This is a genomic window from Streptomyces sp. 2P-4 (assembly GCF_030167965.1).
Lineage (GTDB): Bacteria > Actinomycetota > Actinomycetes > Streptomycetales > Streptomycetaceae > Streptomyces > Streptomyces globosus_A.
This window is the reverse complement of record NZ_CP095011.1, coordinates 4,654,596-4,666,990: the sequence shown is the minus strand read 5'-3', so window position 1 is coordinate 4,666,990 and position 12,395 is coordinate 4,654,596. Positions and strand designations below refer to the sequence as shown.

The 12,395-nt window shown below is 74.8% G+C and carries 10 protein-coding genes; 6 read left to right on the top strand and 4 right to left on the bottom strand.

What is annotated here, in order from left to right:
- The first annotated feature begins 145 nt into the window (after nt 1–145).
- Nucleotides 146–1,336, top strand: coding sequence for a S8 family peptidase (locus tag MUK52_RS20605; protein WP_284578955.1), 1,191 nt, complete (start codon nt 146–148; stop codon nt 1,334–1,336).
- 106 nt (nt 1,337–1,442) lie between these two features.
- Here MUK52_RS20605 and MUK52_RS20600 read toward each other — a convergent pair whose 3' ends face one another.
- The 4 genes from MUK52_RS20600 to iolC are packed head-to-tail and all read right to left on the bottom strand — an operon-like array spanning nt 1,443 to nt 6,595.
- Complete coding sequence (locus MUK52_RS20600) at nt 1,443–2,942, bottom strand: CoA-acylating methylmalonate-semialdehyde dehydrogenase (protein ID WP_114057624.1); 1,500 nt, start codon at nt 2,940–2,942, stop codon at nt 1,443–1,445.
- A gap of 13 nt (nt 2,943–2,955) precedes the next feature.
- Nucleotides 2,956–4,824, bottom strand: coding sequence for a 3D-(3,5/4)-trihydroxycyclohexane-1,2-dione acylhydrolase (decyclizing) (gene iolD / locus MUK52_RS20595; RefSeq protein WP_284578952.1), 1,869 nt, complete (start codon nt 4,822–4,824; stop codon nt 2,956–2,958).
- Complete coding sequence (iolB, locus tag MUK52_RS20590; RefSeq protein WP_284578950.1) at nt 4,821–5,690, bottom strand: 5-deoxy-glucuronate isomerase; 870 nt, start codon at nt 5,688–5,690, stop codon at nt 4,821–4,823. Before iolB ends, iolD begins: the two co-directional genes overlap by 4 nt.
- Nucleotides 5,678–6,595, bottom strand: a complete 918-nt coding sequence (gene iolC, locus MUK52_RS20585; protein WP_114058918.1) for a 5-dehydro-2-deoxygluconokinase — start codon at nt 6,593–6,595, stop codon at nt 5,678–5,680. The genes iolB and iolC overlap by 13 nt, the downstream gene beginning before the upstream one ends.
- Nucleotides 6,596–6,758: 163 nt before the next feature.
- Between iolC and MUK52_RS20580 the strand changes: the two genes are divergently transcribed.
- The 5 genes from MUK52_RS20580 to MUK52_RS20560 all read left to right on the top strand — a co-directional run bounded on the left by MUK52_RS20580 (nt 6,759) and on the right by MUK52_RS20560 (nt 12,082).
- Nucleotides 6,759–7,673, top strand: a complete 915-nt coding sequence (locus tag MUK52_RS20580) for a sugar phosphate isomerase/epimerase family protein (RefSeq protein ID WP_114057627.1) — start codon at nt 6,759–6,761, stop codon at nt 7,671–7,673.
- A gap of 84 nt (nt 7,674–7,757) precedes the next feature.
- Nucleotides 7,758–8,768, top strand: coding sequence for a Gfo/Idh/MocA family protein (locus tag MUK52_RS20575; protein ID WP_114057628.1), 1,011 nt, complete (start codon nt 7,758–7,760; stop codon nt 8,766–8,768).
- Between the two features lie 233 nt (nt 8,769–9,001).
- Nucleotides 9,002–9,202 (top strand): helix-turn-helix transcriptional regulator, encoded by a 201-nt coding sequence (locus tag MUK52_RS20570; protein WP_114057629.1) that lies wholly within the window; start codon nt 9,002–9,004, stop codon nt 9,200–9,202.
- Between the two features lie 226 nt (nt 9,203–9,428).
- The gene (locus MUK52_RS20565; RefSeq protein WP_114057630.1) at nt 9,429–9,662 is read left to right on the top strand and encodes a heavy-metal-associated domain-containing protein; all 234 of its coding nucleotides are present in this window, start codon (nt 9,429–9,431) and stop codon (nt 9,660–9,662) included.
- A gap of 101 nt (nt 9,663–9,763) precedes the next feature.
- Nucleotides 9,764–12,082: a heavy metal translocating P-type ATPase gene (locus MUK52_RS20560; RefSeq protein ID WP_284578945.1), complete on the top strand. Its 2,319-nt coding sequence runs from the start codon at nt 9,764–9,766 to the stop codon at nt 12,080–12,082.
- Nucleotides 12,083–12,395 lie beyond the last annotated feature (313 nt).

Sequence of the window (12,395 nt, the reverse complement as noted above, 5' to 3'; positions counted from 1 at the left end):
GGGCGGAACCTGCGGTGGGGGCCGGTTCGTGGGGCTGGAGCCATGGGGGCTGGAGCCGTGGGGCTGGAGCCGTGGGGTCCGGCGCATGGGGCCAGTTGGCGTAGCCTGCGCGCGGGCCGGGCCGGGGTGTTCGAGCATCGGGCGCATGACCGTGTTCACCGCGTTGCTTCCCGTCGCCGCTCTGGTCGTGGCGTCGGCTGTGCTGCCGGGGCAGCCCGCCGCCGCTCTTTCCGTGCACCGCGCCACCGCCGACTACGTCGTCGTCCTCAAGGACGGGTCGTCCCGGAGTCCGGTGCGTGCCGTGGCCGCCGAGGTGGAGAAGGAGGGCGGGCAGGTGCGGGCGGTTTTCGACACCGCCCTCAGGGGGTTCGCGGTGCGGACCACGCCGGCGCGGGCGGCGGCGCTGGCGGCCGATCCGCGCGTGGCGTCCGTCGAGCCGGACTCGGAGTTCCGGATCAGCGGGACGCAGGACCCGGCGCCTTGGTCGCTGGACCGGCTCGACCAGCGGGCGCTCCCGCTGGACGGGGCCTACACGTACGGGTCGACGGGTCGCGGGGTGACCGCGTACGTGATCGACACCGGGATCAACACGGCGCACCGGGAGTTCGGGGGCCGCGCGCGGGCGGGGTACAACGGTGTGCTGCTGGAGCGGGCCGCCGACTGCAACGGGCACGGCACGCATGTGGCGGGTGTGCTGGGCGGGGCAGTGCACGGGGTGGCCAAGGAGGCGTCGCTGGTCGCGGTGAAGGTGGCGAACTGCCGCGGGTCGGGGAAACTGTCGTCGGTCCTGCGCGGGATCGAGTGGATGGTGCGGGACGCCGCCAGGGCCAAGGGCACGCCCGCCGTCGCCAACATGAGCATGGGCGGCAAGCGCAGCCGCGCCCTGGACACGGCGGTGACGCGGGCCGTCGCGGCGGGGATCACGTTCACCGTCGCCGCCGGCAACGCCGGCCGGAACGCCTGCTCCCACTCCCCCTCGCGGGTGCCCGCGGCGCTGACCGTCGGCGCGAGCGACGCCGCCGACCGGCGCGCCTCCTTCTCCAACCACGGCTCCTGCGTGGACCTGTCCGCGCCGGGCGTGTCGGTCACCTCTGCCTGGAAGGGTTCGGAGACCGCGCTCGCCCGCGCCTCGGGCACGTCCATGGCGGCCCCCCATGTCGCGGGCGCGGCCGCGCTGCTCCTCGCGCAGGGCCGTGCGGCCGGCAGGACGCCGACGCCGGCGCAGGTCGCCGCGGCCCTCGTCGGCTCCGCGGTGCCCGGCGGGGTCACCGGCGTACCGGCCGGCACGAGCGACCTGCTGCTCCACCTTCCGGCCCTCCCCGCGCCCTTGGCCTGAGGGCACATCAAGGGGGGTGCAGGTGGGGGTGCGGCGGCAGGCCGGCGCCCGCCTCTGCTTCCGGGTGCCGGGCCCGGTGGTGCCCGGCGCCGCCGCTCCGACGGTGTCAGTGGTTGCGGGGGAAGCCCAGGTCCACTCCCGTGTGGGCCTCCGACGGGTCCGGCCAGCGGGTCGTGACGACCTTGCCGCGGGTGTAGAAGTGGATGCCGTCGTTGCCGTAGATGTGGTGGTCGCCGAAGAGGGAGTCCTTCCAGCCGCCGAAGGAGTGGTAGCCGACCGGCACCGGGATCGGCACGTTGACGCCGACCATGCCCGCCTGGACCTCCAGCTGGAAGCGGCGGGCCGCGCCGCCGTCGCGGGTGAAGATCGCGGTGCCGTTGCCGAACGGGGAGGCGTTGATCAGCGCCACGGCGTCCTCGTAGGTCTCGGCGCGCAGCACGCACAGGACCGGCCCGAAGATCTCGTCGCGGTAGGCGTCGGAGTCGGTGCGGACGCGGTCGAGGAGGGACAGGCCGATCCAGTGGCCGTTCTCCAGGCCGTCGACGGTGTAGCCGGTGCCGTCGAGGACGACGTCGGCGCCCTGGGCGGCGGCTCCCTTGACGTACGAGGCGACCTTGTCGCGGTGTGCGGCGGTGATCAGCGGGCCCATCTCGGAGGCCGGGTCGCTGCCGGGGCCGATCTTGATCTTCTCGGCGCGTTCGCGGATCTTCTCGACGAGGTCGTCGCCGATGGAGCCGACGGCGACGACGGCGGAGATGGCCATGCAGCGCTCGCCTGCCGAGCCGTAGGCGGCGGAGACGGCGGCGTCGGCGGCGGCGTCGAGGTCGGCGTCGGGGAGGACCAGCATGTGGTTCTTGGCGCCGCCGAGGGCCTGGACGCGCTTGCCGTGGGCGGAGGCGGTGGTGTGGATGTGGCGGGCGATCGGGGTGGAGCCGACGAAGGAGACGGCCGCGATGTCCGGGTGGGAGAGCAGCGCGTCCACGGCCGCCTTGTCGCCGTGGACGACGTTCAGGACGCCGTCGGGCAGGCCGGCCTCCTTGGCGAGTTCGGCGAGCCGGTTCGCGGCCGAGGGGTCCTTCTCGCTCGGCTTGAGGACGAAGGTGTTGCCGCAGGCGATGGCCAGCGGGAACATCCACATCGGGACCATCGCCGGGAAGTTGAACGGGGTGATGCCTGCGACGACGCCGAGGGGCTGGCGGATCGCGGCGACATCGACGCGGTTCGACACCGACGTGGACAGCTCGCCCTTGAGCTGGGTGGTGATGCCGCACGCCAGCTCGACGATCTCCAGGCCGCGTGCGACCTCGCCGAGGGCGTCCGAGTGGACCTTGCCGTGCTCGGCCGTGATCAGCGCGGCGATCTCGTCGCGGTGGGCGTCGAGGAGGGCCCGGTAGGCGAAGAGCACCTTGGTGCGGGCGGCCAGCGAGGACTGCCCCCAGTCGAGGAACGCCTCCTTCGCGACGCGTACGGCGGAGTCGACCTCCGCAGCGGATGCCAGGGCGACCTGCGTGGTGACCTCGCCGGTGGCGGGGTCGGTGACCGGGCCGTAGTTGCCCGACGCGCCCTCGACGGTCTTGCCACCGATCCAGTGGTTGACGGTCTTCATTGCTGTTGCTCCTTCACAGATGGCGACGTCGCTGAGCGGCTTGCCGGTCGTACTCCTCGCGGGCCGCGACCGCGGCAGCGCGGGTCGCGGTCTCGGCCACGGGAACATCCCACCACGCCTGTGCGGGGGGCGGGCCCGACACAGTGTCGGGTGTTCGGGTCCGTGCGTAGACACATGTGGGCCGGTCCGCCTCCCGCGCCTCCGCGAGGGCTTTGCGCAGGTCACCGATGGTGCGGGTGCGGATGACGGCCATGCCGAGGGAGGCCGCGTTCGCGGCGAGGTCCACCGGCAGCGGCGGTCCTGCGTACGTGCCGTCCCCGGCCCGGTAGCGGTAGGCGGTCCCGAAGCCCTCGGCGCCGACGGCCTGCGAGAGGCCGCCGATGGAGGCGTAGCCGTGGTTGTCGAGGATGACCACCTTGATCGGGACGCCCTCCTGCACGGCGGTGACGATCTCGGTGGGGTTCATCAGGTACGTCCCGTCGCCGACGAGCGCCCACACGGGCCGGTCGGGGGCGGCGAGCGCGGCGCCGAGGGCGGCGGGGATCTCGTAGCCCATGCAGGAGTAGCCGTATTCGACGTGGTACTGGTCGGCGGAGCGGGCCCGCCACAGCCGGTGCAGGTCGCCGGGGAGGGAGCCGGCGGCGTTGACGAGGACGTCGCTGTCGTCGACGAGGGCGTCCAGGAGGCCGAGGACCTGGGCCTGGGTGGGGGCGGCGTCCTCGTCGGGCGCGGCGTAGGCGCGGTCGACCTGCCGCTCCCAGCGGGCCTTGGCCTCGCGGGCGGCGGCGGTGTGGGCGGGGTCGGCGCGGTGCCCGGCGACGGCGGCGCGGAGCGCGTCGAGGCCTTCGCGGGCGTCGGCGACGAGCGGGAGGGCGGCGAGCTTGTGGGCGTCGTACGGGTCGAGGTTGAGCCCGACGAACCGGACGGCGGGGTCCTGGAAGAGGGTCGCGGAGGCGGTGGTGAAGTCGGTGAGCCGGGTTCCGGCGGCGATGACGAGGTCGGCGCGGCGGGCGAGGCCGTCGGCGGCGGCGGTCCCGGTGTGCCCGATCCCGCCGACGTCGGCGGGGTGGTCGTGGGGCAGGGCGCCCTTGCCGGCCTGGGTGCAGGCGACGGGGATGCCGGTGGCCTCGGCGAACGCGGCCAGGGCGGCCCCGGCCCCGCTGTGTCGGATGCCGCCGCCGGCGATGACGAGGGGCCGGGCGGAGGCCCGTACGGCGTCGGCGGCGGCTGCGAGTTCGGTCCGGTCGGGGCGCGGCCTGCGCACGCCCCAGACGCGTTCCGCGAAGAACTCCTCGGGCCAGTCGCGGGCTTCGGCCTGCACGTCCTGCGGCAGGGCCAGCGTCACGGCGCCGGTCTGCACGGGGTCGGTGAGCACCCGCATGGCTTCGAGCGCGGCCGGGACGAGGGCTTCGGGCCGGGTGATCCGGTCGAAGTGGCGGGAGACGGGGCGCAGCGTGTCGTTGACGGACACGTCGCCGGCGCCGCGGGCTTCGAGCTGCTGGAGGACGGGGTCGGCGGGCCGGGTGGCGAAGGCGTCGCCGGGCAGCAGGAGTACGGGGATCCGGTTGATGGTGGCGAGGGCGGCGCCGGTGACGAGGTTGGTGGCGCCGGGGCCGATGGAGGTGGTGACGGCGTGGGTGGAGAGGCGGCCGCTCTGGCGGGCGTAGCCGACGGCCGCGTGGACCATGGCCTGCTCGTTGCGGCCCTGGAGGAACGGCATGTCGGCGCGGCCGGTCTCCAGGAGGGCCTGGCCGATCCCGGCGACGTTGCCGTGTCCGAAGATGCCCCAGGTCGCGGCGATGAGCCGGGTCCTGCGGCCGTCGCGCTCCGTGTACTGGCGGCTGAGGAAGCGGACGAGTGCCTGGGCGACGGTGAGCTTCATCGGGTCTCGTCCTCCGCTCGGTGGAAGGGCAGCCGGGGGTCCACGTCCTGGCCGGGCCAGGTGTCCCGGATCCAGGCGTGGTCGGGGTGGTCGCGGATCAGCCACGCGCGTGACCGGTCCGGTCCGGCCATCACGTTGAGGTAGTACATGTCGTGGCCGGGGGCGGCGATGGAGGGGCCGTGCCAGCCGTCCGGGATGAGGACGGCGTCGCCGGTGCGCACCTCGGCGAGGATGTCGGTCTTCCCGGCCGGTGAGGGGCTGACGCGCTGGTAGCCGTAGCCGGCGGTGTCGCCGCGGGGGGCGATCTCGTAGTAGTAGACCTCCTCCAGGCGGGATTCGCGGCCGGGGTCGTGCTCGTCGTGCTTGTGCGGCGGGTACGAGGACCAGTTCCCGCCGGGGGTGAGCACTTCGACGGCGATGAGCCGGTCGCAGTCGAAGGCGTCCGCGGCGGCGAAGTTGTGGACCTGGCGGGAGCAGCCGCCGGCGCCGCGGAGTTCGACGGGCACGCCGCGCGCGGGCCCGTAGCGGGGCGGGAGGGTCCGCTCGCAGACGGCGCCGGCGAGGGCGAACCGGCCGCCGCGGGGGGCGGTGATGCGGCTGCGGCTGTCGCGGGGGAGGTAGGCGAAGTCGGTGACGGCCGCGAAGACGGAGCTGCGGCCGTGCAGGGTGAACGCGGCGGCGGGCGGTGCCCCCGCAGCCGGGCCGGCGCCGTCTGCGGCGGGGGTGCAGTGCACCTGCGCCGCGCCCCGGAGCGGCAGCACGATCCACTCGCAGCCGCCGGCGTCGTGCGGGTACGCCTCCCCGGGCTCCAGTTCCAGGATGCGCAGCCGGGCGTGCGGGAGGTCGTGTGCGGTCACGTCGGCCATGCCAGGGCCTCCTCGACCTCGTCGGGGCGGGGCATTGCGGCGGAGCAGGCGAGCCGGGAGGCGACGAGCGCGCCGGCGGCGTTGGCGTAGCGGAGGATGCGCGGCAGGTCCCAGCCGGCGAGCAGCCCGTGGCAGAGGGCGCCGCCGAAGGCGTCGCCGGCGCCGAGGCCGTTGACGACGTCCACCTTCAGGGGGGCCGCCTCGGCGGTGGTCCCGTCGCGGTGGGCGGCCAGGACGCCGTCGGGTCCGCGTTTGACGACGGCCAGGTCGGCGCCTGCGGCGAGCAGGGCCCGCGCCGCGGCGTGGGGTTCGGCCGTGCCGGTGGCGACCTCGCACTCCTCGGTGTTGCCGACGGCGACGGTGGCGAGGCGCAGCGCCCGCGCGTAGTGCTCGGCCGGGTCCTCCTGCCAGAGCGCGGGCCGCCAGTCCAGGTCGAAGACGGTGGGGCCGGTCCGGGCCCGCGCTTCGAGGGCGGCCAGGGTGGCGGTCCGGCTGGGTTCGGCGCTCAGGCCGGTGCCGGTCGTCCACAGGACGCGCGCCGCGCGGAGCGCGGCCGGGTCGAGGGAGTCGGCGGTGATCTCCAGGTCGGGGGCCTTGGGGTGGCGGTAGAAGTAGAGGGGGAAGTGGTCGGGCGGGAAGACCTCGCAGAAGGTCAGCGGGGTCGGCAGTGCGGGCACCTCCTCCACCCATCGGTCGTCCACGCCGAAGGCGCGCAGTTCGGAGTGCAGGTACGCGCCGAACGGGTCGGCGCCGGTCCGGCTGATCAGCGCGGTGCGCCGGCCGAGCCGCGCGGCGGCGACGGCGACGTTGGCGGCGGAGCCGCCGAGGAACTTCCCGAAGGTGTCCGCCTCGGCGAGCGGTACGCCCGTTCTCAGCGGGTAGAGATCAACCCCGATCCGCCCCATGGCGATGAGGTCGAACACGACGTCGTCCGCTGTGGTCGTCACCGGCTCCCCGTCCTCCCACTCGTTCCGCACCAGTCCTGCCCGCCCGACCGGCCCGCCAGTCCCGCCCCGCACGTCCCGCCCCTCCGATCCGTCCCGTCCGTCCCGTACCGAAGGTGGTGCCATGACCTCCTCCCCACCCGCGTTGACCCGTATCCGCGTCGGCTCGGCTCCGGACTCCTGGGGTGTCTGGTTTCCCGACGACCCGCTCCAGACGCCGTGGGAGCGGTTCCTCGACGAGGTCGCGGAGTGCGGGTACGAGTGGATCGAGCTCGGCCCGTACGGCTACCTGCCCACCGATCCGGGCCGGCTCGCCGAGGAGACCGCCAAGCGGGGCCTGCGCGTGAGCGCCGGCACCGTCTTCACCGGACTCCATCACGGGCCGGCGGTCTGGGCCGACACCTGGGAGCACGTGTCGCGGATCGCCGCGCTGACCCGGGACATGGGCGCGGACCACCTGGTGGTGATCCCCGCTTTCTGGCGGGACGACAAGACGGGCGCGGTGCTGGAGGACCGCGAGCTGACCGCCGGTGGATGGCGCGAACTGGCCGGGCAGACCGAGCGCCTGGGCCGGGAGGTCCGGGACCGGTTCGGGCTGCGGATCGTCGTCCACCCGCATGCGGACACGCACATCGACACCCCGGCGAACGTGGCGCGCTTCCTCGACGCGACGGATCCGGAGCTGGTGTCGCTGTGCCTGGACACGGGGCACTACGCGTACTGCGGCGGCGACAGCGTGGCGGCGATCGAGGAGTTCGGCGAGCGGATCGGCTACCTCCACCTGAAGCAGGTCGATCCGCGGGTGCTTGCGGAGGTGGTGGCGGAGCAGGTGCCGTTCGGGCCGGCCGTGGCCCGGGGGGTGATGTGCGAGCCGCCGTCGGGGGTGCCGGCGCTGGAGCCGGTGCTCGCCGCCGCGCAGCGGCTGGGGGTGGACCTGTTCGCCATCGTGGAGCAGGACATGTACCCGTGCCCGCCAGACCGGCCGCTGCCGATCGCCCGCCGCACCCGCGCGTACCTGCGCTCCTGCGGCGCCCGCTGAAGGAACCGGAAAGCACCGGAACACACCGGAACGCACCCGGGCGAAGAAGACCGAACCGGACCGGCCTGTGGGAGGCACGACGACATGAGCACGCTCGGCATCGCCGTCATCGGGGCGGGCAGGATGGGCGCCGACCACGCCCGGCGCATCGGGCGGACGGTCGGCGGGGCACGCGTGGTGGCCGTCGCCGACCCGGACGTGGAGCGCGCGAAGGAGGTGGCCGCCGGCCTGGACGGCGCGTACGCGCTCACCGACCCGGCGGCTGCGGTGGCCGCGCCCGGCGTGGGGGCCGTGCTGATCGCCTCGCCGGCGGCCGCCCACGAGGAGGCGGTCGGTTACGCGCTGGAGCGGGGGCTCCCCGTCCTGTGCGAGAAGCCGCTGGCGCCGGACGCGGCGGGGGCGCTGCGCGTGCTGGAGGCCGAGCAGCGGCTGGGGCGGCGGCTGGTGCAGGTGGGGTTCATGCGGCGGCACGACGCGGAGTACAGGCAGCTCAAGGAGCTGCTGGACGGGGGCGGGATCGGCCGCCCGCTGTTCCTGCACTGCCGGCACCGCAATGCGGCCTCGCCGCCGTTCTTCACGGCGGACATGCTGCTGGGCGACTCCGCGGTGCACGAGGTCGACGCGGCGCGCTGGCTGCTGGGTCAGGAGGTGACCGCGGTGTCGGTGTTCGCTCCCGCACCGTCCTCGCTGGCCCCGGAGGGGCTGGGCGATCCCCGCTTCGTGCTGATGGAGACCTCCGGCGGCGCGCTGGTGGACGTGGAGGTGTTCGTGAACTGCGGGTTCGGCTACGAGGTGCGCTGCGAGGCGGTCGGCGAGTCGGGCAGCGCGTCCCTCGGGGAGCCGCAGGCGCTGGAGGTGCGCCGGGCCGGGCTGCGGGCGGGCGCGATCCCGCAGGACTTCACGGTGCGCTTCGCCGACGCGTACGACCGGCAGCTGCGCCGGTGGGTGGCCGCGGCGGCGCGCGGCGGGGTGGCGGGGCCGGACGCGTGGGACGGCTACGCGGCGGCGGCCGTCGTCGAGGCGGCGGTGGCCGCGGCGCGCAGCGGGGTGCGGACCGCGGTGGAGCTGGCGGAGCGGCCGCCCCTGTACCGCTGACGGGCCGCCCGCCGCGGCGGGAGAACCGTGTCCCGGCGGCGTCACCGCTGTCGCCGCCGTGTCACGGCCTTCCGCATTACGCGGCTTCCCTGTCACCGAACGTCAACAGACGGGCACCCAGCGTCAGGAGCCGCCCGCCCCCGGGAAGCACCGGATTGATCGTTCGAGGCCATGCGCCGGATCCCCCGCCTGCCTCCCGGCCGGCCCGGCGCGTGGACGAGGAGGTGTCGTCGATGAGCGACGGACCGCTGTGGTCCTACAAGGAGATCGCCGCCCACATCGGGGTGCAGCCGGATTCGGTGCGCTCGTACCGCAAGCACGGGCTGCTGCCCGCTCCGGACCTGGTACAGGGCGGCAGGCCCTACTGGCGTGCGGACGCGATCCGCGCGTGGGCGGCGCGCCGTCCGGGGAACCGCTCCCGCGGCGGCTCCTGACGCGCCGCCCGGAGGCGTACGCACGGCCCGGCGCCCCGCGCGTCCGGGCCGTCCGCATGCCCGCCGCCCGCACCGTCCTGCCCGCGGCGCGCGGAAACGACCCTCCACCGCTCGCCTAATACCCCCTAGGGGTATAGTCTCGAAGCGTCGGAGGGACCGCGGAGCACGACCGCGCGCGACCGCCCCTGCGGCAGCAGCTGGACGCACCCTTGAAGAGGAGAACGACATGACCGCCGAGACGGACACCCGCACCACCACCGTCTACCGCGTGACCGGCATGACCTGCGGCCACTGCGAGGGCGCCGTGACCGCCGAGCTGTCCGCCCTGCCGGGCGTGGCCTCGGTCAAGGCCGTCGCCGCCACCGGGGAGGTCACCGTGGTCTCCGAGGCGCCGCTCGCGGAGGAGGACGTCCGGGCCGCCGTGGACGAGGCCGGCTACGAGTTCGCCGGCCAGGCCTGAGCAGCCGGGGCCCGGCGCCCCTCCCGCAGCACCCGACCCGGGCCGTACCGCCGGCTGATACCGGCCCCGTACGGCCCGGCCGTCCCTTTTGGAGCCGGATCATGAGCATGAGCACGAGCCGCAGCACGGTGCACGACGGGCCCCCGCAGGCCCCGGCCGCCGCATCGCCCCCGCCCGCCGCCGAGGTCGAACTGGCGATCGGCGGGATGACCTGCGCCTCCTGCGCGGCCCGCATCGAGAAGAAGCTGAACCGGATGGACGGCGTCACCGCCACGGTGAACTACGCCACCGAGAAGGCCCGGATCTCCTACGGCGCCGGCACCGAGGTCGCCGACCTGATCGCGACGGTCGTGCGGACCGGCTACACCGCCGAGGAGCCGCCCCCGCCGGCCCCCGCCCCCGCGGCCGCCCCCGCCGACGGCCCGGAAGCGGAGGCTGCGCAGGAGGCGCCCGACCCGGCGACGGCCGCGCTGCGCTCCCGGCTGCTCGTCTCCGCCGCGCTGTCCCTGCCGGTGGTCCTGCTGGCGATGGCGCCCGCCCTGCAGTTCGACAACTGGCAGTGGCTCTCGCTCACGCTCGCCGCCCCCGTCGTCGTCTGGGGCGCCCTGCCCTTCCACAAGGCCGCCTGGGCCAACGCCCGGCACGGCGCGGCGACCATGGACACCCTCGTCTCGGTCGGCACCCTCGCCGCCTTCGCCTGGTCCCTGTGGGCGCTGTTCTTCGGGCACGCCGGCATGCCGGGCATGCGGCACGGCTTCGACTTCACCGTCTCCCGCACCGACGGCTCCTCCGCGATCTACCTGGAGGTCGCCGCCGGCGTCGTCACCTTCATCCTGCTCGGCCGCTACCTGGAGGCCCGCTCCAAGCGGAAGGCCGGCGCCGCGCTCAGGGCGCTGATGGAGCTCGGCGCGAAGGACGTCGCGGTCCTGCGCGACGGCCGCGAGGTGCGGGTCCCCGTCGCCTCGCTGCGGCCCGGCGACCGCTTCGCCGTCCGCCCCGGCGAGAAGATCGCCACGGACGGGACGGTCGTCGAGGGCGAGTCCGCCGTCGACGCCTCGATGCTGACCGGCGAGTCCGTCCCGGTCGAGGTCTCCGTCGGGGACACCGTCACCGGCGCGACCGTGAACACCTCAGGCCGCCTCGTCGTCGAGGCCGTCCGCGTCGGCTCCGACACCCAGCTGGCCCGCATGGCCCGCCTCGTCGAGGAGGCTCAGAACGGCAAGGCCGAGGTGCAGCGGCTCGCAGACCGGATCTCCGCCGTGTTCGTTCCCGTCGTCCTGCTCCTCGCGCTCGGCACCTGGGTCGGCTGGCTGCTCGCCACCGACGACCCCACCGCCGCCTTCACGGCCGCCGTCGCCGTCCTGATCATCGCCTGCCCCTGCGCGCTGGGCCTGGCCACGCCGACCGCGCTGATGGTCGGCACCGGGCGCGGCGCCCAGCTCGGCATCCTGATCAAGGGGCCGGAGGTGCTGGAGTCCACCCGCCGCGTCGACACCGTCGTCCTGGACAAGACCGGAACGGTCACGACCGGCCGCATGGCCCTCTCCGGCGTGCACCCCGCGCCCGGGACGGACGGCGCGGAGCTGCTGCGCCTCGCCGGAGCACTGGAGCACGCCTCGGAGCACCCGATCGCCCGGGCCATCGCCTCGGGCGCCGCCGAGCGGGGCCCGCTGCCGGTGCCGGAGTCCTTCGAGAGCCTCGCCGGGCTCGGCGTCCGCGGCGTGGTGGAGGGCCGCGAGGTGCTGGTCGGGCGCGAGCAGCTCCTCGCCGGGAGGTCGGTCGTCCTCCCCGAGGGGCCCGCGCAGGCCAAGGAGGCCGCGGAGGCCGAGGGGTCCACCGCCGTGCTGGTCGCCTGGGACGGTGCCGTGCGCGGCGTGCTGACCGTCGCGGACGCCGTCAAGGAGACCAGCGCCGAGGCGGTGTCCCGGCTGCGGGCGCTCGGCCTCACGCCGGTGCTGCTGACCGGCGACAACCGGGCCGTCGCCGAGGCGGTGGCCCGCGAGGTGGGCATCGACGAGGTGATCGCCGAGGTGCTGCCGCAGGACAAGGTGGACGTGGTGCGGCGCCTGCAGTCCGAGGGAAGGACGGTGGCCATGGTCGGGGACGGGGTCAACGACGCCGCGGCCCTCGCCCGCGCCGACCTGGGCCTCGCCATGGGGACGGGCACGGACGCCGCGATCGAGGCGGGCGACCTGACGCTGGTCCGCGGCGACCTGCGCGTCGCGGCGGACGCGATCCGGCTCTCCCGGCGCACCCTCGCCACGATCAAGGGAAACCTGTTCTGGGCGTTCGGCTACAACCTGGCGGCCCTGCCGCTCGCGGCGGCCGGACTGCTCAATCCCATGATCGCAGGGGCTGCGATGGCCTTTTCCTCGGTTTTCGTGGTCACGAACAGCCTGCGGCTGCGATCCTTCCGCTAGCGGTTGCTCTCCCCACACTGTGCACACTTCCTTCACAGGAGACGCAGATCACAGCGACAGGAGCGTAACCATCGGCCCGGTCAGTGGGTCTAATGGGTCGGTGCCAGGAGCGTCTTGGGGGACGTTCACGGATGTCTTGGGGGACGTCCGCGGCACCGGCCGGCCGGGACGCGTGCCCGACGGGGTGCTTTGAGCGGCCCCCCCGACCCGTACGGGTCCCGGCAGAACCCGACCGGAGCGCACCCCGTGTGCGCTCCTCGCCGACACCCGGCCCGGATCCCGTGGGGGGAATCCTCGGCCGGGGCAAGGGAAA